This is a genomic window from Bacillus sp. es.036, from assembly GCF_002563635.1.
In the GTDB taxonomy this organism is placed as follows: Bacteria; Bacillota; Bacilli; order Bacillales; family Guptibacillaceae; genus Guptibacillus.
This window is the reverse complement of the sequence record NZ_PDIZ01000001.1, coordinates 221940-246173: the sequence shown is the minus strand read 5'-3', so window position 1 is coordinate 246173 and position 24234 is coordinate 221940. Positions and strand designations below refer to the sequence as shown.

Genomic DNA, 24234 nt, shown 5'->3' with positions numbered 1-24234 from the left:
TCAAGTTATTTAATTCCTTTTTTGATTTCGCTAATCATTTCTGTAACGGATTGAAGTCCCCCGCCAGATAAATACCAGTAGTTCGGATCTAAATAGACAATGTTATCATTCTTATAAGCATCTGTATTTTTCACGAGTTCATTTTCAATTACTTCTTTCGCAGAAGTTTCTCCTCCATCGACAACCGCATCACGATCGACTACAAAGAGGTATGCTGGATTCTTTTCTGCAATATATTCAAATGAAATACTTTTTCCATGTGTGGATGCCTCTAAATTCCCGTCTGATTCAGGTACTCCTAAAACATCATGAATCAGTCCGAAACGTGAGCCAGCTCCGTAAGCACTTACCTTACCACCTGTTACAAGTGTAATTAATCCTTTACCATCCATTTCAGTAGTTAGATCTTGAACCGCTTTGATTTCTTGATCAATCTTCGCTAGCTCTTCCTCTGCTTCTTTTTCTTTACCAAAAAGCTCACCGAGAGTCGTCACATTCTCTTTGAACGAAGACATATACTCCGTTGTATCAACGCCCATATAAACCGTTGGGGCAATCTTACTTAATTCCTCATAGGCATCTGATTGTCTGCCAGAAATAATAATTAACCCCGGGTTCATTTCTGCGATTTGTTCAAAATCTGGCTCTTTTAAACCGCCAGCATTCTCATATGTATCTGCTTCATATTTGGAAAGGTATGACGGGATATTCGCTTGAGGTACTCCTGCAACTTCAACACCTAATTTATCCAGTGTATCTAATGTACCAAAATCAAAGACTACGACCTTCTCGGGATTTTTTTGAACCGTTGTTTCTCCGAGCTCGTGCTTCACCATCACTTCTTCTGTTTCAGAAGATACTGTCGCTTCAGCATTCGTTTCTGTTGCTGCTGAGTTATTCGTACCACACGCTGCTACAATCATTGCTAACGCTGATAGCGTTAAAATTAAAATCCACTTTCTCATTCTTTTTCTCCCCTTAATTCTTTTTTGAAGAACTAACCACTGATAATGATTATCAACCAAACTTATAAAAAAGAATGACCGGAATCATCTGACTTAATGATAATGATTATCACTATCATTTGTCAACGTTTATTTTGTATTTATGAGAAATAAATGCCAATTCGATGAGCACCATACTGCTCAATCGGTATATGCATATCATAAATTTCTTGCAGAACTTCTGTCATAATCATCTCTTCGGTTCGCCCTTCTCTTATTAGCGATCCATTTTTAAGCGCAACTATTTGGTCTGAATAAACCGATGCAAAGTTAATATCATGAATCACAATTAAGACGGTTTTCCCCAATTCATCAGCCAGGCGTCTTAATACCTTCATAATTTGAACAGAATGCTTCATATCAAGATTATTTAACGGCTCATCAAGAATGATGTATTCCGTATTCTGAGCGATCACCATCGCTATAAAAGCCCGCTGCTTCTGGCCACCGCTTAAATGGTCAATAAATTGATCTTGGATTTCTTCTAGCTCCATATAGCGAATCGCTTCATCTACATACGCCCAGTCCTCTTTCGTCAGCCGGCCCTGTGAATAAGGAAAACGGCCAAATGAAACCAATTCCCGCACCTTGAGCCGAACGTTTAACTCATTGGCTTGTTTTAATATGGATATTTTCTTTGCGAGCTCATTGCTTTTGGTTTTTGTGACGTTATTCCCATCAATGAAGATCTCTCCTTCATCGCATGAAAGCAAGCGACTCACCATTGAAATAAGCGTACTTTTCCCTGCACCATTTGGACCAATAAAAGAAGTAATGGTACCTTTTTGAACGGTGAGCGAGACGTTCTGAACGACTTTTTTCTTACCGTATGATTTTGAGACATTTTTAATTTCAATCATGATTTTCTCTCCTTAAGTAGAAGGTAAATAAAGTACACGCCGCCAATAAAATTAATGATGACGCTAATCGATGTTGAGAACGTAAATACGCGTTCGACGATCAGCTGTCCTCCAACTAAAGCAATGACACTAAGAAAGATAGAACCTGAAATTATATAGCTATGTCGATACGTTCTAAGAAACTCATGTGCCACATTCACTACGAGCAATCCGAGAAATGTAATGGGTCCAACTAATGCGGTTGATACCGAAACAAGGATTGAAATGACAATCAACAATCGCTTCACGATGTAATCATAATCAACGCCAAGATTCACAGCGTGATCACGCCCTAGTGAAAGCACGTCCAAATACTTGATGTATTTCCAGGCATAGATCAATACAATGACGAAAGCAGCAATCGAGATCAGCAGGACATCTGTGTTCACATTATTGAAGCTCGCAAACATTCGATCCTGTACAACCTGGAATTCATTCGGATCAATAAGCATTTCCATAAACGAGGAGAGACTACCAAACAACGTGCCGAATATTAAGCCAATTAAAAGCAGGAAGTAGATATTTTGTCCTTCTTTTCGAAAAAGGAGCTTAAATAATAGACTTGCAAACATCATCATCAAAACTACTGATAGAAGAAAATTGATGTTCTTATTCAGGATAAGAATGTTCATTGATCCAAATAAGAAAATAATGAAGGTCTGGATCAGCATATAAAGAGAATCAAGTCCAATAATGCTAGGTGTTAGAATTCGGTTATTTGTGATTGTTTGAAAGATAACCGTAGAGAATGCAATGGCACTTCCTGTTACAATAATAGCCACAATTTTAATCGCACGCCTCGGCAAAATATAGCCTACATTTCCTCCCAAGTCGAACAATAGAAACGCGCTAATGAGCAGTAGACTGAGCACAAAAAGGAGACTGTTTTTCATACGTTTAGACATAAGCTCTTCTCCTTAACAACAAGTAAATAAATAAAACACTTCCAATGACGCCGACCATAAGACCAATGGATATCTCATAGGGATAAATAATCACTCGTCCAAGGATATCGCAGATTAACACAAATACAGCCCCCATCATGGCAGTTGGAAACAGATTAGCTTTCAGGTTATCCCCCATCATGATCGAGACGATATTAGGGATTATTAAACCGAGAAACGGAATGGCTCCTACTGTTAACATGACAATGGTTGTCACCAAAGCAACGATAACGAGACCGATGTTAACAATCTGTTTATACTTTAAGCCAAGGTTTACCGAGAAATCTTCTCCCATTCCAGCAATCGTAAATCGATTGGCGTAAATATAGGCGATGATAAGACCTGGAACGCTTATGTATAATAGTTCATACTGTCCTTTTATTACGACAGAAAAATCGCCCTGCAGCCACGATCCAATACTCTGCATTAAATCGTATTTATATGCGAAAAACGTGGTCACTGATCCGATCACATTCCCGAACATCAAGCCAACTAAAGGAATGAAAATAGCATCTTTATATTTCACTCGGTCGAGCACCTTCATGAAAAGGAACGTACCTGCTAAAGCAAACAAAAACGAAATCATCATTTTTTGCATTAAGCTTGCAGAGGAAAACAAAATAAGAGAAACGAGAATCCCAAGTCTAGCAGCATCCATCGTCCCTGCCGTTGTTGGAGAGACAAACTTATTTCGACTAAGCTGCTGCATAATAAGTCCACAAATACTCATACTTGCCCCAGCGATAATTATACTGACGAGTCTTGGAACACGGCTAATCCAAAACACCTGACTCTGTTCATCCGTAAGCTTAAACACCTCGAGTGGCGACATGCTTTTCACCCCGATAAACAGGGATATAAATGATAATAAAATAAATACACTGATTATATACCTTTTTTTCATCTCACTCTTCCCTTTACTAGATTTGGCTAAATCGCTCTTACCATACGCATCTAATTTATAATGATAATCATTATCACTGTGTCGTGCAACCTATTTATGTCTTTTCATCAGAAATGAATGCAAATAAAAAAGAGAGAAACGCGGCCAAATCTACGGCTCGTTTTCTCTCTTTTGTTAAATCCATTATCTTATTTTGATACATACCAATCGAGTGCTTTCATTTCTATTTCTTTTACAAGTGAATTCTTTCCCATGATATAAGCTTCCATATCAGTAGGATAACGTTCAGCTAGCTTAGCCTTTTTCTCACCATAGCGTAATCGGTCTTCGGGATGCGCGATTAAATAATCCCGAAAGGCCAGATGCCGATCAATATCCGGGTTTCCTTTTTCATAAAGATGAACATGATGTGACCGCTGATCCCCACCCTTTCGAAAGAAGCGGCGCCCAGTCAATCCATTTTCACCAAGCGCTTCGTAGCCAAGCTTTTTCATCTCAGGATTTTTTTGATCGACTAATATAAGATCGTTCACGACAGGCAATAGATCAATCACTGGCTTCGCTTTCAACCCTTCAACTGCCGTGCTACCAATATGATGAATTTCGATCATATTATCGCCAAACACTTGCTCGATCTTTCTCGCTTCTAACAAAAAAAGTTCACGCCAGATCTCTTTAAATTCCTGCACTTCCACTTTTCTCACTCTTTTTTCACCCCTTCTTACCTACTCCGGAGTCTAAATCGTGCGGTCAAGAGACCATCTACGCCAAATGTGCCGCTTTCAGTATCGACTCGTTTCATCTCTTTCATTTCAATTGGCTCGAAATCCTGTTGAAAAATCGCACGTAGCTTCTATTCCGAAAATACCAGGCCTCCCTGAAGACTCCGCTTTTGATATACTTCTAGATCCCAAAGCGAGGAACCTTCCAAAAACACGTCAGAGCATATATTCCGCCTGCGAGAGCGTGCCCACGGAAGGTTTATTGGCTAAATTCAAGATTTATTGGCCAAAATGCGATTTTATTGGGCAAATTCGGGATATATTGGCCAAAATCAATTTTTATTAGCTAACTAGAATCATTCCACCCAATTATACCATTATATGGAATATCATCCTACTCGACCGTAATGAAAATTTACAATCAAGACGTTTGTAACGAGGCGATGATGAGAGTATAATTTGATAATTGATTGAGGCAAAACTACTCAACTACTAATAATGAAAATAATAAGAGATTACGAGAGGAGGTCCTATCGTGACCACCAAACCTTATAATAAAGTGTTAATTTCAGCCCTTCTACTGGCTGGAGCGTTTATTACAATTTTAAACCAGACCCTTATGATTACTGCGATACCACCGATCATGGAGGAAATGAACATTACAGCGAACACAGCACAATGGCTGACAACCGTCTTTATGCTTGTAAACGGAATTATGATTCCGATCAGCGCTTTTCTTCTTGAGCGATTTACAACGCGACAACTATTTATTTCCGCGATGAGTATTTTTGCCGTCGGAACAGTTGTTGGCGGTTTTGCCCCGAACTTTGGCGTATTGTTAATTGGCCGTGTCATTCAATCCGCCGGGGCTGGCGTGATGCTTCCACTTATGCAAACCGTGTTTCTTATGATTTTTCCAGTGAATAAACGCGGTGCTGCCATGGGCTATATTGGACTCGTCATTTCCTTTGCACCCGCTATTGGTCCGGCCTTATCGGGTTGGATTACAGCAAGCTATTCGTGGCGCCTACTATTCTGGGCGATGTTACCACTCGCTATTATGATTATTGCAGTTGCTCATTTCGTTATGAAAAATGTAACAGAGCTCACGTTTCCAAAAGTTGATCCGATCTCAATTATTCTTTCATCAATCGGATTCGGAGGATTACTTTATGCGTTCACGAGTGCAGGAAACATTGGCTGGAGCAGCATGAGAACCATCGTTGTTCTTATCGTTGGTATCGTGACGCTAACAGTTTTCATTTTAAGACAGCTCCGCCTTTCACAGCCGATGCTTGAGTTTCGAGTGTTTAAAGATAAGACTTTCACGATTACGACCATTATCGGGATGATGATGTTTCTTGGATTAATCGGGTCCGAAACGCTGATCCCACTTTATATGCAAAATATGAGAGACTTCACCGCATTTGAGTCCGGACTTGTTCTACTCCCAGGGGCGGTTATTACAGCCTTTATGTCGCCGATTACAGGACGGATCTTTGATAAAATCGGTGCGCGCCTCCTGGCAATTGTTGGCTTAACAATTGTAACCGGCGCAACGCTCGGGTTCTCATTTCTAGACACATCGACAACTATTACATTCTTAACGGTGATGTATGCGATTCGTATGTTTGGTTTATCGATGGTGATGATGCCGGTCACAACGGCTGGTTTGAATCAAATGCCGAAGCACCTTATTCCGCACGGAGCAGCCATGAACAATACGATGCGACAGATCGCTGCATCAGTCGGCACAGCGATCCTTGTGACAGTTATGACGACTACAGCTCAAACAGCTCAGAAACAGCCGTCTATCGCCCGACCAGATATTCATGGCGTAAATATGGCCTTCCTCGTCATTCTCGTTCTGTCCATTTTCGCTCTTGGGCTTTCGTTCTTTGTAAAAAAGAACGCACCTGAACAAGAATACAAGAAAACAAATGAAGCGCCGATTCGAAACAATCGCAATGAACCTAAGTCAGTTAATGCGTAAAGACTTTTTTTGAAACAACCGCTCAGTCTCTTGACTGAGCGGTTGTTAGTTTAAAAATAGTATACAGGATTGTTTCCCCCTAATCAGGTCATACTTGTTAGTAAATTCGATTACAGGGATGAGCATATGATTTACATTTACCATGACTACGGTGGCACACACACCACCTCCATTGCAGCCGCTTTTCATTTACACCTTTTAAAGCCCTCTTCTCTTCCATTAACGAGTGAAGAGGTGCTTAACGTGCCTTTTTTTAACAAACTAACGAAAAAGGATGAGGGACGGCTTATTTTTCACGGTAAGGATTCAGATGGCCATAAAGTCTACACAATCGGTAAAAAATCGTCGAAACTGATTGTGCCCGCCCTATACGATATGACGATGATGCTTTTTGGTCATTTTCAAGTAGAAGATCAAGTTATCCTCTCAAATACGTCACCAACCGTACCGTTCGTTATGTCAATAGGAGGCGGTCTCTCTCGAGGGCTTGGCATCGATGCTCTCGGCGTACCGCTACTCATTAAAGGAGCGAAAAAATGCAGTCCGCTCATTTATGATCTCGTTGAGCATACGAAAAAACAAGCCAACCAAACGACTGAAAAAGTGCTTCTACTCGACAATAAGCATTTTAAGGTATAGTTCGTCTTACTTAACACGCGTCGAACCATTATTTGATTCAACGCGTGCTTTTTCATTCAACCTACTTTCCCGCTTTTAGTTAAAGAAGTAAATCCAAAAAAATAGAGCAATTATAGCGAATAGATAGATTGAATACGAACCCCCCGAGAGCAGTGCTCTCGGGGGGTTCATTATTACATAATTTGTACGCTTTGTAGCAACGCTAAATAGCCTGATATGATAAACAATACGCTCATTAGAAACGAAAAAAGTGGTGCCATCTTTTTTATAAATGCAGCAAGCATCACCACCATAAACACTACTGCTAAAGCGCCAAGCAATAGTGCATTCACGTTAACGACTAATTCAACAGAGGCACCAGGTGGAACTAAGCCGTTTGTGAATACCGTAAACAGCGGAGATACGCCTTCAAGACTAATGAGAGAAGCCAGATTGTTTGGAGGTGAAGAGTGACTCATCGCTCCCGTAGCGGCAAAAATCAGTAACACCATCACGGATTCTACTTTTGTCCACGGTCTAGGATCAAATGCATTGCTCTCTTTAAGCTTTTTCTTCATGATGACGCCATTCAGGAAGGCATATCCAAGCAGTGGAACAATGAGCAAGTGTTTGATTAATAAGCTTTGTCCGTAAGAAACCATCCATGTATCAGGATAATCTTGTAATGGAATAACAAACTGCATTAACAATAACCCTGTGATCCCTACTACTGTGAAGCAGATGATAGCGGTCGGATGAAACCACTTCAAAAATTGCGTCCAGTTTGCCGCGTTTTTTGAAAACCAGCTTATGACAAAAAGTACTCCTACCCAGGTAATGACAGCCGTAAAGTGTATTGTGTGAATGATGAATCCTTTAACTGGATGAAGAGAGCTTGAATGGCTCGCCCATCCTAGTCCTAGAATGAGAAACAGAAGAAGAACCACACCGATGAATGGATATCTCTTCTCCTGTCCATCATCAACAAAAAGAATATATAGGCTTAAAATAATAGACAGAACAACCGTAAAACTCCAAGCCTGACCTACTTTAAATGTAACTAATACCGACGACAGTGCTTGTCCTATTCCATAGTCCTCATATAAATAAAGAAGTAAATCCAAAATCGGCATGAAGGAAAATAGCGCAATCCCTCCTGCAGCCAAAAGCCGAACTTTTTTAGGCACATGAATAACCGGCTTTTTATCATTTGAAATAAATGTGAAAAGATAATCCGCAATCAGTAGCGCAAAGCTAATATAAAGCAGCGCTTCACTGATTACTGTTAGAATCAACATGGATTATTTTTTCCTCCTCATCAACATAACACTTCCAATGAGTACGATAACCAGGACAGCAATAATGATCCCAATTACCGTACCATTAGAACTTTCCTCTTCAGCCGTATCTGCCTTTGTCTCTTCTTCTTTATCCATTTGTTCTTCCGTATCTTCTGCTTCTGAATCGTTCGTCGCTTCTTCAGAAGTTGACTCTTCTTCCGCCACTTCTGATTCAGGCGCGTCTACTGAAAAAGAAAACGTTCCTTCGATCGGATGACCATCAATGCCAATAATTTTCCACGGCACTTCATAGTCTCCGTTTGCAATTGGCTGATCAAACGTCCCAGTCATCGTATTGTTTTCAACAGTGATGTTATCAACAGCTACAGTTTCACCACTTGCATTTTGTAATTCAAATGAGCTTGTTTCCTCAATTTCTGTTTCGAAAGTGAGCGTTACTGTGGTTAGCTCCTCTGTGATCGTACTTCCATCCTCTGGGTTAGAACTTTCTATTCCAGTGTGGGCGTATGTTAAATTCCCAAACGTGAGTAGACATGCAATCGTTAATACTACTATTTTTTTCATGATCGATCCTCCATTGTTTATTTCTGTGAGCAGCAAGGTTCATCCGTTTCATGTAAACAGAATGAATCGGATAAACAACACATGATAAAATGTGTGAATAATTAACAAATCATCACATTCCTCAACAGCATAATTCCATTATGAAAAACACTTAAAGTGAATTCAATGCCAACTTAGAAACAGTTTTGGATATTCCATGAACTTTCTCAGTAAGAATAGAAACAATATTCACATTAAAGTCAAGACAGGGGTTCTGCCTTGACTTTTGTGCTTTTGATCGTTTTTTTATTGCGGTTTTGATTAAAAAACATTTGGGTGATGGCTACTATTTAGCCAACCGGTGTTCTACCTCGGACCTCATACTCGTACGTTTGACCATAACTACTCCTAGAAGTAGGAAAGCAAAGCTTAGCATCACACTTGAGCCTACTATCACGCTAAATCGTATCGATATGAGTTCTGCCGCTATTCCGCAACCCACCATCACAGCGATAACAAAAATCGCCTCAATCCATTCGAACAAACTGCCAATCCTTCCCATGACGTCAACAGGAATATTGTTTTGATAAAAAGTGTAAAAACCCGTATTCATGAATGAGAGGGAAAAAGAAAGAACAAAGCAGCCGATTGCAGCCAACTGAAATGATGACGACAAAGCAAATATCAGATACCCCACGGAAAGCACGATCGCTCCACCTCCTATTAACGAAAGCGGTTCTCCTTTTTCTGCAATAACGGTATTGAGAATGGCTCCTAGAAGAACTCCAATTCCAGCAATACTTACGAGAAATCCATATTCGGTGTTTGCCAGATGAAGGACATCTGTTGCGAAGCTTGCTTCAAGTGAATCTACTCCCCAGCTCATTATGCCAACTGTACTCACTAGAAAGTAAATCAAAATAACAAAAATGGCGCTTCGGCTAAACGTGTATACAATGCCCCAATCTTCTTTCATCATTTGAAATGAAATCGTACCTGATCGATTCATGAGACTTCCTGTTTCTACATCAGGTAGCAATAAAAACAGCAGTCCAGCAAGAAATAATGCTCCTGCATTAAGGTAAATGGCATTGGTTGGCGTTCCGATGATAAATAACACACCAGCAATCGCTGGTCCGATCACAAATGCACCTGAATCGACCAGGCTTCGAAGGGAATTGAAACGGATTCGCCTTTCTTTAGGAACAAGTTTCGTCATGTAAGTCATTGATGTTGGATGAAAAATCGAGCTACCCATGTTAATCAGAAAAACAAGGACATAAATCATACATAGACTGGATAGTAGTGGGAGAATAAACATCACCAATGCCTGAGCGGTATTCACTAAAATCATTAGCCTTCGTTTGTTCACGCGATCAATCAAGCTGCCCGCCCAAGGATTTGTGAACAGAGTGGCGAACGGCTTGAGTAAATACAGTCCTGTCACAGCGAGTGCTGAACCCGTTTGATCTAATAGGATGAGATTAAGGGCAATATGATAAACCCATCCTCCGATATTTGTAATCCCCATTGATGTAAGCAACAGCAGGTCGTTCTTTCGAATAGCACTAAGACGTTTCATGACAAGTCAGCTCCGTTCGCGATAAGTATTTGAACCAATAAAAAAATCTCACCCCCAGGACGTAATGTCCCGGGGGCGAGATTGCTTATCGCGGTGCCACCCCGGTTCAGTCATGTGTCACCACATGACTCTTATTAGGTACGGCAGAAGCTGCTTATACCCTAGCTCTATAACGGGAGCTCCCGTTACACCATCCCCACGTTCGGTTCCGGTGTACAGCTCAGAGGGTTGGTTCAATCGTGTGACCTTTACTCCTTTTCAGCTACCGGAGCTCTCTGTGTAAGGTCGCATGATCTACTCTTCTCATCATCGCACTTGATTTTGTTATATAATACCAGTACAGTTACACCTTGTAAATGCTTACCCTCTGACTTTATTTAAAATCATGCGCTGTTCAACAGACGCAACCGATCTTCTTGTTGCTGCCACCGTATCTGGATTGATGCTCACGCTATCGATTCCTTCTTTAATGAGGAACTCTGTAAATTCTGGGTAAGTCGACGGTCCCTGTCCACAAATCGAGACGGTTTTGCCATACTTATGCGCTCCATGAATCAGCTGTTTAATCGCACGTTTTACAGAAGGGTTACGCTCATCAAAGTAGCCCATGCTGTTTAGGATGCCAGAGTCACGGTCAGATCCTAAAATAAGCTGTGTTAAATCATTGCTTCCGATGCTGAATCCATCCACAAGCTGCGCGAATTCCTCTGCTTCAAAAATCACAGACGGCACTTCTGCCATAATCCAAATCTTGAATTCCTGATTTTGAATCAGGCCTTCTTCTGCCATAATCTTCTTCACTTTCTCCACTTCCCACGTTGTCCGAACGAATGGAAGCATTGTCCAAACGTTAATTAAGCCGTACTCATCGCGCACTTTTTTAATCGCTCGACATTCTAGACGAAAGCCTTCTTCATACTGTGGGGAAATATAGCGAGAAACCCCGCGCCATCCGATCATAGGGTTTGCTTCAACTGGCTCTACTTCATCTCCACCAATGAGTCCACGAAATTCATTTGAGCGGAAGTCACTCAAACGAACAACCATCGGCTTTGGATAGATATCCTGCGCCACCTTCGTGATTCCTTCCGACATTTTTTCAATAAACATCTCTTCCTGTCCGGTTTTAAGCAAATGCATCGGGTGAATACCGATATTTGAAAAAATAAATTCCGTTCGCATTAAGCCAATGCCGTCAAACGGCAGATGTTTGTATTTACTGATTAGTTCAGGCTCTCCAAGATTCATATAAATTTTTGTCCCTGTGATCGGAGCCAGCTGATGAAGAAGCGCTTCATTGAATCCTTCAATGCTGTTCGTCGCTTCGTTAGCCGCTTCTTTCTTTTTCACTGGTTCAGCTTCTTTTAGAATTCCTTCATATACCACTCCACGCGTCGCATCAACCGTCACTTCCATTCCATCCATTAACACATCTGTCGCAATCGAAGATCCAACAATACATGGAATGCCAAACTCACGTGAAACAATGGCGGCATGGCAAGTACGGCCACCTTCATCTGTAACGAGTGCTGCCGCTTTTTTCATAGCAGGAATCATATCCGGATTCGTCATAATGGTCACTAGAATGTCGCCTTCTTCTACAAGGGAAACTTCACTAATATCTTTGATCTTACGGACTTTTCCGCTAGCAGACCCAGGAGAGGCAGCTAATCCTCGAACCAGCATCTTCTTTGGCGTTTCTACCTTTTCAACCACTTTTGTTTCCTCCTCTTTTAGTGTTGTTATTGGACGTGCTTGCAGAATGTAAAGTTCATTTGTTTGGCAATCAAGGCCCCACTCAATATCCTGAGGCGTTTGATAAAGGTCTTCAATTCGAACAGCGTCACGTGAAAGCTGAGCGATTTCAGCTTGTGTTAAGCACTGTTGGTTCACATGTTCCTCACTTAAATATTCTTTCACCGCAACCGTATCCGTTCCGATTGCATTTACTTTCTTTACGACAAGCACTTTCTTTTCGGCTACGTGCTTTTCGATTAATTTAAACGTTCTTTTATCGACGATGTACTCATCTGGTGAAACCATCCCAGAAACAACCGCTTCCCCAAGACCCCAGCTCGCGTTAATCATCATCTGCTCGCGTTCACCTGTAATCGGATTCGCTGTAAAAATCACACCTGATTTTTCACTATTCACCATTAATTGAACGACCGCACAAAGGGAGACATCAAAATGGTTGAACTGCTGTTTTTCGCGATAGTAAATGGCTCGTGCTGTCCATAAGGATGCCCAGCACTTCTTGATGTGATAAAGAAGCTCTGTGATTCCAGAAATCTCAAGATATGTATCTTGCTGACCTGCAAAAGAAGCTTCTGGAAGATCTTCAGCTGTCGCCGAGCTTCGAACGGCTACGAATGGATCGGTTACATTAAGATCCTGACTAAATGCTTCATAGGCATTGCGAATCTCTACTTCAAGCGATTCAAGCATATCTGTCTGCAGAATCCATTCTCTAATTTCAGCACTCACTTCATTAAGCTGATTGTTATTTTCATAATCAAGCGTTTTCATTTTTTGTGTAATCGACTGATCAAGTTCCCGTTCCGAGATAAACGTTGCGTACGCTTCAGCCGTTACACAAAAACCAGGTGGTACGTGTACACCACTCTGCGTAAGCTCTCCCAGATTTGCTCCCTTACCACCAACAAGAGCAATATCCTCTTTTCTTATTTCATGAAACCATCGAATCGCACTTTGCTCCACCATTTATCCAACGCCTCCCTACTAGATTCGATTATTAGAATAACACATTAATTCAATTATGTCATACTATTTATTTTAAATAGTTTAATTATGATCTTTTGTTCTTAAGTCTGTCACTTTTTCCATTTTGTGTTAAGTTCCACGCCTTCTTTCAATTGTGAATCTTAACAATTTCTTAACTTCTCTTTGTGAAATCCCACAAAGGGGGGTGATTTTCTTGTATACTTTTAATTAAACGCCAAACGAGTATTGAGATTAGGAAAGGAGTGGTTGTAAATGCATACCGATCAAGAAAGTCATAACCCTTTTCAGGGACCATTCCGTACATTAGAAGATTTAGCTGACTGTATCCGAGAGAACCTCGGTTGTCCAGTTACCATAGAAGATTCAGATCATCGCATTCTCGCGTATAGTTCGCATGATGAAAATGTGGACCCAGCGCGTATTGCCACCATTATGAAACGAAAAGTACCAGAAGAGGTGATCAAAAGCCTCTGGAAAAAAGGCATCATTCCACAGCTCTTTGAAAGTGATGACCCCGTGATCATCCCTGCCATTCCAGAGGTAGGACTTGGCCAAAGAGTCGCGATTTCAGTTCGAAAAAATGAAGAGCTGCTTGGCTTTATTTGGGCTCAATTAAATTGGGAAGTGACTCAAGAGGAGCTTGCGCTTCTAAAAAAAGCCGCGAAAGTGGTTAAAAACCAAATTCTGAAATTAGACATTAAGAAACGTCATTCAGAAGAAGGGCATCGCGAGTTTTTCTGGAAATTATTAACGGGTCATTATACAAAAGAAGAGCACATCCAACAGCAAGCTTCCATGTATCAGCTAAAAGTAAAGGGCGAGATGGCGATCGTCATCTTTGAATTTAGTGAAGAAATACAGCAGTCGCTTGAACGTCATATGAACTATTACATTCAGGCTTCACACCAAATCGAATTGACCTACAGTACGTTGGATCAAAACCAGCTCATTTTACTCGTTCGTCCTTCAAACCAATTCAACACAGCTGAACAGCTCACGAGTTTTGTCCAAGTTTTTGTTGAGAAAATTAGCAATCGCCTTGGTGTTGATACATTAAAAGGCGGGGCAGGCGCCCTCTATCAAACTCCACTTTCGATAAAAGACAGCTACCGCGAAGCGCTTCATGTGCTGTCAATAAAAGAACGATTTAAAGGAGAAGTTACGGGGGTCTATAGCTATCAGGATCTTGGGATTTATCAATTTATTGACCTCCTCTATCAAGAGCGTCAGCATTATCAAAACCCCTATATCGAGAAATTAAAGCAGTATGATACCATTCATCATACGCAGCTACTGGAAACGCTCGATGCTTATTTAAAGCAGGATAGCAATGTAAAAGCAGCCGCTCACGCTCTTCACGTGCATACCAATACCTTGAACTATCGCCTCAAACGCATCGCTGATGTGGCGAACCTTGACTTAAAAAATGCCAATCAAAAAGTTACGCTTTTCCTAGATTTACAAATTGAACAAATGAAATCATAGGGTGTTTGTGTAATTACACAAACACCCTATGACCTTTTCTCTTATTTACACAATGTGAAATGAAAAAAGGACGTCTATAATCGGAGGTACTTGATCATTTAATACTGTCTAAGGGGATGAAATCATGTATATTGGAATTCCAAAGGAAATTAAAAATAATGAAAATCGCGTAGCGATTACACCAGCAGGCGTCATCGCACTAACAAAGGCTGGACATCACGTAACAGTTGAGACTGAAGCAGGAATTGGAAGCGGTTTCGAAGATGTTGACTATCGCGAAGCAGGCGCAACGATTGCAACAGATGTTGCATCCGTTTGGAACCAAGAAATGGTGATGAAAGTAAAAGAACCACTTTCTTCTGAATATGCTTATTTCCGTGATGGACTGATTCTTTTCACTTACCTTCACTTAGCAGCAGAGCCTGAATTAACAAAAGCGCTTAAAGATAGCGGCGTAACGGCAATCGCTTATGAAACAGTTGTGGATCGTGGAACACTTCCACTACTTACACCAATGAGTGAAGTAGCTGGACGTATGGCTTCACAAATCGGCGCACAAATCCTTGAAAAACCTAAAGGTGGAAAAGGGATTCTTCTTGGCGGCGTTCCTGGAGTGAAACGCGGCAAAGTAACGATTATCGGCGGTGGCGTTGTTGGAACAAACGCAGCGAAGATCGCAATGGGCCTTGGAGCAGACGTAACAATTCTTGATTTAAGCGCTGAGCGCCTACGTCAGCTTGATGACATTTTCGGAAATGCGATTAACACGCTAATGTCAAACCCACTTAATATCGCTCAAGCTGTTAAAGAAGCGGACCTTGTGGTTGGCGCGGTGTTAATTCCAGGAGCAAAAGCACCGAAGCTTGTGACAGAAGAAATGGTGAAGAGCATGACACCAGGATCTGTTCTTGTTGATGTTGCCATTGACCAGGGTGGTATCATCGAAACAGTTGATCACATCACGACGCACGATAACCCAACATACGAAAAGCATGGGGTTGTTCATTACGCAGTTGCGAACATGCCAGGGGCTGTTCCTAGAACATCAACAATCGCACTTACAAACGTAACAATTCCTTATGCGCTTCAAATTGCCAATAAAGGTGTAACGACTGCAATCCAAACCAACCCGGCACTCGAAAAAGGATTGAACGTAGCAAACGGCGCAATCACGTACGAAGCTGTAGCAAGAGACCTTGGCTATGACTACGTTTCAGCAAACGATGCATTGCTTGGAGCTCACGCTTAAAAATAGACGTTTATACTTCAAAGAGCCAGGAGGCATCATCTGCTTCCTGGCTCTTTCTTATTGCAAATAAAATGAAATAATAGCAATTAAGCTAGATACCTCGATTGACTTCCTTCATATTGTCCAAATTGATAGCGATTAAGAAGCTTATCAAGCTCTTGACTGGCCATGACAGTTTGTTTATGTGTAAATCCATGCGCTAACACTTTTGATGTTAAAACTACTTTTTTCTGATCAATGAGAGCTAGAAGATTTGATCTCGTGTAACATTGTATAGGCAATTTCAACGCTTCCCTTCCTTAATGAATGTAGTAGAAACAGAAGTAGATTTAAACAGCGTTCTATAAGTGGATATTAAGGAGTGAGTGAACGTAAAGGTCTTCCTTCACCCGAACAAAATCACGACCAACTATCGTATCCAACGCTATCGAAGTCGTTCATTTAAAACAGTCCATGTTATAGTTTACTATATTTTGTAAAAAAAGGGTAGGGAAAATATTTTCATTTTTTTCTTACGACTACTCCTCAAATGAAGAATCTTTATCTTCTGAATCCCTTTTTCTTGCCAATGGCTCACCGGCTTTGATCGAAGTTTGCCGCTCTAAACTTGGAGAAAGAGAGACCTTATCCTTTTCAAACAGGAGCACCACGGTGGAACCAAAACTAAAAAAGCCCACTTCCTCTCCTTTTTCTAGGTTTAAGGTAGGGTGTGTTAATTCAATCGTATTTACCCACATTGCTCCCACTTTTACGAGAGCCATAAACATCCCGTCTTCTTGTCTTAATTCAGACACAATTCGGTAGTTTGTCGAGAGGGGCGACTTTCCTAAAGTCATACCTAACTTATTGACTGGAGTAGACTTTCCACCAAGTTCATACTGTTTTCCTATAACTGCATCAGCAGGAGCGTGAATCCGATGATAATCTCTGGGACTAAGATATAACACAAGGAATACACCATGCCGATATCGAGCAATCATTTCCTTATCCTGCAATAAGTCCTCAATTGAATACCTAATTCCTTTCACTTTAATTAACGTGTCATCGATCTCACCAAACTGCTCTAACTTCGCATCAACAGGACTGACAATATCGCTACCTCTTCCTTTAACAGTACGTGAACCAGATTTAAGTTTTCTTACAAAAAATGCTTCTAATGATGTAAACTCCTTCAGACTTAAATCCAGCTCGTTCGTTTGGATGTTAAACAACTTCACGTATATAGGAATCAGCCACTTGCTGAATCGAGTTCGGCTCATTTTATTAATGAAATAGCCTAACCTTCTAGAATTGAGCAAGCCGATCACGCCTCGATACACGATCTTTTTCAATTGAACCCCTCCCCTCCGCATATTCGATTCTGTTGTTTATAAACTACCCTATTTCCATCAATCTAATAGTGTGTATGACAAGAACGATGATTTTAAGGATCGTCTTTCAACATTGAATTTAAAATTTATCCACAAAAAAGGTCGCCATCCTCTTTTGATAGGCGACCTCTCTTTATGTATGTGATTTTTGTAGCTCCTTCACCAAAGCGGTTCTTCTTCATTACTTAACGTATAGTAAAACGGAGATAGAAGAAGAATCAGGACGAGAATGGCAAATGAAAAACCTAAATACAACCATAATGATAGATTGTATATCGTAGTGATGCCAAGTGGGATTACGACGAGCATCGATGTATAGCTTGATCGCTTTCTCGACTTCGCAGAAAGAAATTGTTTTGTTTCACAGTTTGGACAGGTGGCTTTTGAACGATAGATTAGTCTCATCGCTTCCTTCCACCGCCAGATGTATCCACAGTTCTGGCAAGTTGGCATAACCAAACCTCCTTGATCTCTTATTTTTCACAAGAAAAGCTCCAGTTTATCGCAAGGATATCTTTTTCCAAATTCACTTCTCCTCCTAATTTTTCACATCCTTCAACGGCTGTCTCTATAACTTGATGATTAAAATACGATCCCACCTCAATCATAAAAAAGAAGCCAAGTGGGAGAAGCAATAATAAAGTAATCTTTTTTATACGCCTAGAACCCATTTTATTTTTCATTAAAATAGTCCTCAAAGTTGTTTGCAATCATTTCTAACTCATCCTCATGTTTTGTCACAAATGCCTCAACAGTCTCATCGTCCATAAGTTCATCTTCATTCGGAAGATCAGGAAATTCATCTCCAAGAATCGTCGTGATTTCATCTCTCGTAAAGCTCCTATTCTTTTCTTGCACATGAAACTCATATCCTTCTGCATTTGGAACGAGAAGGCTTAAATAAATCGCGTTGTAATGCATTGATTTTAGGCCATTCTTGTTGTCAGAGAACCAGTAATCATGATACATTTCTTCTGAACGATCACCTTTCACTTCGTATGTAACGTTTATCTTTTCATCTGATAGATCAACCTTCCCGACTGTTACTCCGCCTGGCAAGTGACTGAGTAGAGCGAGTACGTCAGAATTGTTGCCCACGTAGGTTCCGCTGTATGGAAGTATCGATTCATACTGAACGTCATCCATCGTTTTAATGGCAGTTTGATCGCTCGCTACGCCACTCGAACAGCCGGCCGCTAGAAGAAGAACCAACGCTAACGTTAGCCGTATACTTCTCATTCTATCCCTCATTTCTTGGTTTTTATCTCTACTAATAAGTACGATAAACTATGCTAGAAAGTTTCAAACAACAAAAAGGTAACTCGTTATGAGTTACCTGCATACGGTAGATCTAAAGGACGTTCCACCGGTTAACCATCTAAATGAATAAACACCATCTCTAATGGCCTTTACGGACAAACCAATGTGATGAAAAAATGATTTTTTCTACATCTTTAACGGGTAAGTTCATCCAAAGCGCCGTATTAGTTCCTCTTCTAAAATTCAGCCTGAGCCTGAAGCTTTTTGATTTCATCTGAATGAAATGGAGAGTTTTTCACTTCATTTACGACACTAAACGGGTTCCCATTAAGATCATAAAAATCAAAACACGTCATGCCTCCGAAATCTTCAAGTTCAGTCGTTTCTACACCTGCATCGTTCAGCTTACGATAAAAATCATGAATGTCCTCTACAAGGAAATTGAAATAGCTATTTCGATGTTCGCCTTTTACTTGAAACTCTGTAGACGTAGCGGATTCAACCTGAACTAACCCAAGCTGGGTGGGACTGTTTGGAAAGTAAAAACCAGCTCCCTTACCAACGCCGTCTCCCCACTCCTCAATTTTTTGAACGCCAAGGTGCTTTTCATACCATGCAATTGCTTTTACTAGATTTGTCACCGGAATAAATACGCTACCAATACGAATCATACACTCATCTCCCTTATATTCAATTACTGAACCGTGTCCAATAAATCAACATCGATCTTTTCGATCGTTTTAAAATGATGAAAGCGCTCAAGATGCCAGGCACTTAATCTCCTAGTCCAACTACTTTTTTCAATCCAGTTATGAAGTTCATCATACGTATGTAAAATCGCCTTGTTCGACCCCATATGCTTCATAACCGCATAGGTTTGAGAAGTAATTGTTATGGCAACCATCCCCTCTGGAACATGCTCTACTTTTAATACTTGGTACGAAACCCAATACCCTTCCTCATCTTCAGAAGAAGCTTCTACGACAAAGGCACCCATTTGCTCTGTAGGGTTTATGACATATGAGATCTCATCCATCCGATCCTCTAATTGCTTTGCTGCTTGGGCGATTTCTGATAGATATTCCTCTGCCGGGCAGCGAACTCTGATACCGACAAGATAAAGCTCATCCAGAGTTTCAATATGAACGTCTCGCTCTCCCATCATTCTGTGGACTCCTCACTAATGGGATCTGGAACGAGGTAACGTTCTTTGAATTCCGGACTGATTTCACTCCACACATCAAACATATTTCCATCTAGATCATAGAAGACAAAGTTTCTACCCGTATGCCCCCTGTTTTCCAGTTCACCGACCTTCATATTTTTTGACAAAAATTCCTCTCGAAGCATTTCAAGCTCCCGAAGACCATCCACTTCAAACGTTAAAGAAAAGTGCTCTTTTCCTTCACGATCATAGAAATTGGCACATTCCTTCTCTTGGGCTTTGACTAGAAAAATACTTTGATGCGCCATATTCAAAATCGCTTTATCCTGATCTAGATAGCTAAGCTCCGCATTTAAATTCGATACATACCACTCTGTCGCTCGTTTAACATCCATAACAGGTAAATAAGTAGAACCGATGCGAAGCAGGGACTGCTTCATCACATCATCTCCTTTAGTACATTTTCTTAAATGTACTGTTCCATAAACATGTATGAAATCCCTTCCAACTTTAATACTAGTTAAGAAATGGATATAAAAAAAGTCTTTGACAACAATAAGAAATTGCTGTAAATTATCAAATGGACGAACGTTTAAATAAAATTAAAACGTATTATTCGTTTTTAGGAGTGAATCTCATGGAAAACGTATTTGATTATGAAGATATCCAACTAATTCCCGCTAAATGTGTCGTAAACAGTCGATCAGAGTGTGATACTTCGGTTACACTTGGCAAGCATACATTTAAACTACCAGTTGTACCTGCAAACATGCAGACAATTATTGATGAAACGATTGCGGTTACGTTAGCTGAAAAAGGCTACTTCTACGTGATGCATCGTTTTGAACCAGAAAAGCGGATGACTTTTATTCAAGATATGAATGCACGTGAGCTAATCACATCGATTAGCGTTGGTGTAAAAGACGAGGAATACGCGTTTATCGAACAGCTTAAAGAACAAGGACTTACACCTGACTATATTACGATTGATATCGCGCACGGTCATTCGAATGCGGTTATCGAAATGATTGGTCACATTAAAAACCACCTGCCTGATAGCTTTGTCATTGCAGGAAATGTTGGGACTCCGGAAGCAGTCCGTGAGCTCGAGCATGCTGGAGCGGACGCAACAAAGGTTGGAATTGGTCCCGGAAAAGTGTGTATTACAAAAATTAAAACCGGTTTTGGAACTGGTGGCTGGCAGCTAGCGGCACTTCGCTGGTGTGCAAAAGCTGCAACGAAGCCGATTATTGCTGATGGCGGCATTCGCACGCACGGCGATATCGCAAAATCCGTACGTTTTGGAGCTTCGATGGTCATGATTGGCTCCCTTTTTGCAGGTCATGAAGAATCTCCCGGAGAAACCGTTGAACGCGATGGAAAGCGATTCAAAGAATACTTTGGATCAGCTTCTGAATTCCAAAAAGGCGAGAAGAAAAATGTGGAAGGTAAGAAAATGTTTGTGGAACATAAAGGGAACCTTCAAGATACCCTAACAGAAATGGAACAGGATCTTCAGTCGGCTATCTCTTATTCTGGTGGAGACAAGCTTGAATCCATTCGTACAGTCGATTACGTTGTCGTCAAGAACTCGATTTTTAATGGAGATAAAGTTTATTAAGAAGCGCAGCTGCGATCATGCAGCTGCTTTTTTATGTTCTGTTCGCATAGGCTTAATGAACTACTTCTCTTCTTTTCCTATATGTAAAAAGTTTCAACTTACATTGAAATCAAAGGGGATTTGAATGCGATAAACGAAGGTTTAATTTAGGATGAATATTCAGTTACTACTTCAGGAGGTGAGCTTACATAATCTTTTTTCATACCTTTTAGGCAATAGGCTATTGGATCATACTAAACAACGAGGAGCTGATGAATTGAAACAAACTTTAAAAACCGGCCTAGTCCTCTTGCTGCTAATTCTTCTGATCCTTCCTCCTTTATCATCAAACCAGGATGTCAGTGCCGACAAAACAAATAGTAATCTTTCCACCGAGCTTAATGAGATCCTCTCAGATGAACGCCTTGATGGCGCCATTGCCGGAATAAGCGTACGATCGGCAAACTCTGGAGAACTGATTTATGAGAATTACAGCGAGACCCGCCTCACCCCTGCCTCGAATATGAAATTATTTACGGCTGGTGCTGCCCTTGAAACACTTGGACCGGATTACCGTTTTACCACCGAACTTTTAACGGATGGAGAAGTGAAAAACAAATTTTTGAAAGGGAATTTATACCTTAAAGGAAAAGGCGACCCTACTCTCCTGAAAGAAGATTTCGATGAACTCGCAAACTCGCTAAAAGAAAAAGGTGTACATAAAATTAAAGGTGATTTGATTGGAGATAACAGCTGGTATGAAGATGAAGCTCTGTCACAGGATCTTTCCTGGTCAGATGAAGATAACTACTACGGTGCCAAGGTTTCAGCACTAACTGCTTCACCAAATGAAGATTACGATGCCGGTACGGTCATTGTAGAAGCTTACCCTGGCAAAAACCCTGGCGATCCAGTAGATGTTCGTCTGTCACCTTCATCTGATGTGATCGAAGTACAGAACCATGCGAAAACAGTCAGTGCAGACGAGGATGCGGAATTAAGCATCACACGTGAACATGGTTCAAATACGATCTTAGTCGAAGGGGAAATATCTGTGGATGCAACGCGTAAGCGCGAATGGATTGCGGTGTGGAATCCAGCGGAATATGCGCTTAGTTTAATGAAGCAAGCCCTAAAAGAAGCTGGCATTCAATTTAAAGGCGACATGGCGCTTCACAAAACACCTGATGACGCAACACTTCTCATTGAAAAGAAATCAATGCCGTTATCAGAACTTCTTATTCCTTTCATGAAGCTAAGTAATAACGGCCATGCAGAAATATTAGTAAAAGAAATGGGAAAAATAAAGAAAAAGGAAGGCAGCTGGGATGCAGGATTGGAAGTCATGAACGATTTTCTAGAAGAGGTTGGACTGGATACGGACGAGATGCGACTAAGAGACGGATCAGGCATTTCCCACGTTTCGTTAATTAGGCCTAATCAGCTGTCTGACTACCTGTATCACGTACAAGATAAAAGCTGGTTTGATTCGTTTTATCATTCACTTCCCGTAGCAGGCGATTCAGATCGATCTGAGGGCGGTACCCTTCGTTATCGCATGAGAGATACTGCTGCAGAACAAGTCGTTCACGCGAAAACTGGTTCCTTAACTGGCGTTTCTTCTCTTTCGGGCTATGTGGAACAGGGCAATGGACTTGTGTTTTCGATTATGCTGAATCAATTTGTTGAAGAGGATGATATCAAGGATATTGAAGATGAAATCGCTGTTGTTTTAGCTACCTATGCTATGGATAAATAAAATAAGTGAAGGGAGACCACATCAGTCTCTCTTTTTCTATGTATCTCATATTTGACGTACCATATTGTTTAATTGAACGCCACTATTAGAGAAATCCTCTCAACCTAATGACTTTGCCATCTAATTCTGTCCCTATCTTTTCCATACCAAGTTTATGATAGAATTTTAATGCAGCTGAATTGGAAGGCGATACTCTTAAATGAAATTCGTTTAGATCGTTCCCAGTAAAAAAATTTGAAGCATATTGGTGCAACTCTTTGCCTATTCCATTCCCACGAAATTCAGGAACCAAATAATATAGGTTGACATACCGAATTTTTCTGCCTTCATATTCTTTTACGGACAATTCAAGCTGTCCTATACATTCGCCTTCTTTTTCTACCATAACGAAACCATTTGGGAATTCATCTATCTTTTCTTCTAGTCTTTTGACGTATTCATTTTCATCTCCAAACCCTTTAAGATCGCCAAAACTGACGAGAAAGGAATCTCTACGAAATTTTATGACTACGTCACGATGTTTCGAGAGGTTGATGGTTTTGAAATCCAACATATCGACACACTTCCCTTATTTATATATAAAACGCTCCCCCATATATTTCTTGCTACTAAGAACATTTTCAATCACTTGTATCGCTTCATAAGGCTGGTCTTCTGGATTAACGTGTTGAATCTCTTTGTCATATCCCTTTTTAAAATTTAAAATGTCTTCTACTGCTTCTGCTGCACCTTTTTCACTGACTCCATATATTCCGTTACCCAACCCGACTCCTATTCCACCATTCCAGGAAACGAGATTTTGTGGCATTTCCTTTATATGTGCATTTATCAACCCTTCATTTTCTGCAACCTTATTCTGAGCTAAGATCAGACGGTTCTTATATTCAGGGTGGTTTTTATCAATATCGTTTATAAGATTTACGGATTCATTCATATTGAACATGATGTAATTTATTGCCTGGCCCAACCTTTCTTCTTCTCTCTTCTTTTCGTAAAAATAGTAAGAAATGAAGAAGACATTCAAAGCGAAAGATAATAGCAGAACAGGTAAGATCACTTTTTTTAGTTTTTTCTTCATCTAACCCCTCCTT

25 protein-coding genes and 1 other annotated feature are annotated in these 24234 nt (G+C 40.6%); of the genes, 6 read left to right on the top strand and 19 right to left on the bottom strand.

Annotated features, from left to right (window positions below):
- Positions 1 to 5 precede the first annotated feature (5 nt).
- The 5 genes from ATG70_RS01275 to ATG70_RS01255 form a co-directional block, all read right to left on the bottom strand.
- On the bottom strand, positions 6 to 965 hold the full coding sequence (locus ATG70_RS01275) for a siderophore ABC transporter substrate-binding protein (RefSeq protein WP_098442582.1): 960 nt from the start codon (positions 963 to 965) through the stop codon (positions 6 to 8).
- 140 nt (positions 966 to 1105) lie between these two features.
- Positions 1106 to 1864, bottom strand: a complete 759-nt coding sequence (locus tag ATG70_RS01270; RefSeq protein ID WP_098442581.1) for an iron ABC transporter ATP-binding protein — start codon at positions 1862 to 1864, stop codon at positions 1106 to 1108.
- Positions 1861 to 2808: an iron chelate uptake ABC transporter family permease subunit gene (locus ATG70_RS01265; protein ID WP_098442580.1), complete on the bottom strand. Its 948-nt coding sequence runs from the start codon at positions 2806 to 2808 to the stop codon at positions 1861 to 1863. Before ATG70_RS01265 ends, ATG70_RS01270 begins: the two co-directional genes overlap by 4 nt.
- A complete protein-coding gene (locus tag ATG70_RS01260; protein ID WP_098442579.1) occupies positions 2801 to 3751 on the bottom strand; it encodes an ABC transporter permease in 951 nt (316 codons plus the stop codon). Before ATG70_RS01260 ends, ATG70_RS01265 begins: the two co-directional genes overlap by 8 nt.
- Positions 3752 to 3939: 188 nt before the next feature.
- Positions 3940 to 4455 carry a GrpB family protein gene (locus tag ATG70_RS01255; RefSeq protein WP_098442578.1) on the bottom strand — a complete coding sequence of 172 codons (516 nt, stop codon included), beginning with the start codon at positions 4453 to 4455 and terminating at the stop codon, positions 3940 to 3942.
- Positions 4456 to 5008: 553 nt separating this feature from the next.
- Here ATG70_RS01255 and ATG70_RS01245 point away from each other — a divergent pair.
- Entirely contained in the window at positions 5009 to 6466 is a 1458-nt protein-coding gene (locus tag ATG70_RS01245; protein WP_098442576.1) for an MDR family MFS transporter, read from the top strand.
- 126 nt (positions 6467 to 6592) lie between these two features.
- The gene (locus tag ATG70_RS01240; protein ID WP_098442575.1) at positions 6593 to 7105 is read left to right on the top strand and encodes a DUF3189 family protein; all 513 of its coding nucleotides are present in this window, start codon (positions 6593 to 6595) and stop codon (positions 7103 to 7105) included.
- 173 nt (positions 7106 to 7278) lie between these two features.
- On the opposite strand, the gene ATG70_RS01235 is transcribed toward ATG70_RS01240, so the two are convergent.
- From ATG70_RS01235 to ppsA, 4 genes are all read right to left on the bottom strand, one after another.
- Entirely contained in the window at positions 7279 to 8382 is a 1104-nt protein-coding gene (locus ATG70_RS01235; RefSeq protein ID WP_098442574.1) for a copper resistance D family protein, read from the bottom strand.
- Between the two features lie 3 nt (positions 8383 to 8385).
- Positions 8386 to 8949, bottom strand: a complete 564-nt coding sequence (locus tag ATG70_RS01230) for a copper resistance CopC family protein (protein ID WP_098442573.1) — start codon at positions 8947 to 8949, stop codon at positions 8386 to 8388.
- A gap of 325 nt (positions 8950 to 9274) precedes the next feature.
- Positions 9275 to 10510 (bottom strand): MFS transporter, encoded by a 1236-nt coding sequence (locus tag ATG70_RS01225; RefSeq protein ID WP_098442572.1) that lies wholly within the window; start codon positions 10508 to 10510, stop codon positions 9275 to 9277.
- 68 nt (positions 10511 to 10578) lie between these two features.
- Positions 10579 to 10829 (bottom strand) — a binding site (T-box leader).
- 41 nt (positions 10830 to 10870) lie between these two features.
- Entirely contained in the window at positions 10871 to 13234 is a 2364-nt protein-coding gene (gene ppsA / locus ATG70_RS01220; protein ID WP_098442571.1) for a phosphoenolpyruvate synthase, read from the bottom strand.
- 273 nt (positions 13235 to 13507) lie between these two features.
- Between ppsA and ATG70_RS01215 the strand changes: the two genes are divergently transcribed.
- Complete coding sequence (locus tag ATG70_RS01215; protein WP_098442570.1) at positions 13508 to 14740, top strand: PucR family transcriptional regulator; 1233 nt, start codon at positions 13508 to 13510, stop codon at positions 14738 to 14740.
- A gap of 124 nt (positions 14741 to 14864) precedes the next feature.
- Complete coding sequence (gene ald, locus ATG70_RS01210; protein WP_098442569.1) at positions 14865 to 15989, top strand: alanine dehydrogenase; 1125 nt, start codon at positions 14865 to 14867, stop codon at positions 15987 to 15989.
- Positions 15990 to 16075: 86 nt separating this feature from the next.
- Here ald and ATG70_RS01205 read toward each other — a convergent pair whose 3' ends face one another.
- The 8 genes from ATG70_RS01205 to ATG70_RS01170 all read right to left on the bottom strand — a co-directional run bounded on the left by ATG70_RS01205 (position 16076) and on the right by ATG70_RS01170 (position 20224).
- Complete coding sequence (locus tag ATG70_RS01205) at positions 16076 to 16276, bottom strand: aspartyl-phosphate phosphatase Spo0E family protein (protein ID WP_098442568.1); 201 nt, start codon at positions 16274 to 16276, stop codon at positions 16076 to 16078.
- 231 nt (positions 16277 to 16507) lie between these two features.
- Entirely contained in the window at positions 16508 to 17320 is an 813-nt protein-coding gene (locus ATG70_RS01200; protein WP_179886134.1) for a phosphatidylserine decarboxylase, read from the bottom strand.
- Between the two features lie 198 nt (positions 17321 to 17518).
- Positions 17519 to 17812: a TIGR04104 family putative zinc finger protein gene (locus tag ATG70_RS01195; protein WP_098442566.1), complete on the bottom strand. Its 294-nt coding sequence runs from the start codon at positions 17810 to 17812 to the stop codon at positions 17519 to 17521.
- A 20-nt stretch (positions 17813 to 17832) separates the two neighbouring features.
- The gene (locus ATG70_RS01190) at positions 17833 to 18042 is read right to left on the bottom strand and encodes a hypothetical protein (protein WP_098442565.1); all 210 of its coding nucleotides are present in this window, start codon (positions 18040 to 18042) and stop codon (positions 17833 to 17835) included.
- Complete coding sequence (locus tag ATG70_RS01185) at positions 18032 to 18598, bottom strand: DUF4825 domain-containing protein (protein WP_179886133.1); 567 nt, start codon at positions 18596 to 18598, stop codon at positions 18032 to 18034. The genes ATG70_RS01190 and ATG70_RS01185 overlap by 11 nt, the downstream gene beginning before the upstream one ends.
- 257 nt (positions 18599 to 18855) lie before the next feature.
- Complete coding sequence (locus ATG70_RS01180) at positions 18856 to 19290, bottom strand: VOC family protein (RefSeq protein ID WP_098442563.1); 435 nt, start codon at positions 19288 to 19290, stop codon at positions 18856 to 18858.
- Between the two features lie 23 nt (positions 19291 to 19313).
- Positions 19314 to 19784 carry a GyrI-like domain-containing protein gene (locus ATG70_RS01175; protein ID WP_098442562.1) on the bottom strand — a complete coding sequence of 157 codons (471 nt, stop codon included), beginning with the start codon at positions 19782 to 19784 and terminating at the stop codon, positions 19314 to 19316.
- On the bottom strand, positions 19781 to 20224 hold the full coding sequence (locus ATG70_RS01170; RefSeq protein WP_098442561.1) for a VOC family protein: 444 nt from the start codon (positions 20222 to 20224) through the stop codon (positions 19781 to 19783). Before ATG70_RS01170 ends, ATG70_RS01175 begins: the two co-directional genes overlap by 4 nt.
- Before the next feature lie 197 nt (positions 20225 to 20421).
- Between ATG70_RS01170 and guaC the strand changes: the two genes are divergently transcribed.
- Positions 20422 to 21405, top strand: a complete 984-nt coding sequence (gene guaC, locus ATG70_RS01165; RefSeq protein WP_098442560.1) for a GMP reductase — start codon at positions 20422 to 20424, stop codon at positions 21403 to 21405.
- A 256-nt stretch (positions 21406 to 21661) separates the two neighbouring features.
- The gene (dacB, locus tag ATG70_RS01160; protein ID WP_098445672.1) at positions 21662 to 23143 is read left to right on the top strand and encodes a D-alanyl-D-alanine carboxypeptidase/D-alanyl-D-alanine endopeptidase; all 1482 of its coding nucleotides are present in this window, start codon (positions 21662 to 21664) and stop codon (positions 23141 to 23143) included.
- Between the two features lie 85 nt (positions 23144 to 23228).
- Here the strand turns inward: dacB and ATG70_RS01155 are convergent, their stop codons facing one another.
- The gene (locus ATG70_RS01155) at positions 23229 to 23696 is read right to left on the bottom strand and encodes a GNAT family N-acetyltransferase (protein WP_098442559.1); all 468 of its coding nucleotides are present in this window, start codon (positions 23694 to 23696) and stop codon (positions 23229 to 23231) included.
- Between the two features lie 15 nt (positions 23697 to 23711).
- Positions 23712 to 24221 carry a hypothetical protein gene (locus tag ATG70_RS01150; protein ID WP_098442558.1) on the bottom strand — a complete coding sequence of 170 codons (510 nt, stop codon included), beginning with the start codon at positions 24219 to 24221 and terminating at the stop codon, positions 23712 to 23714.
- Between the last annotated feature and the right edge of the window lie 13 nt (positions 24222 to 24234).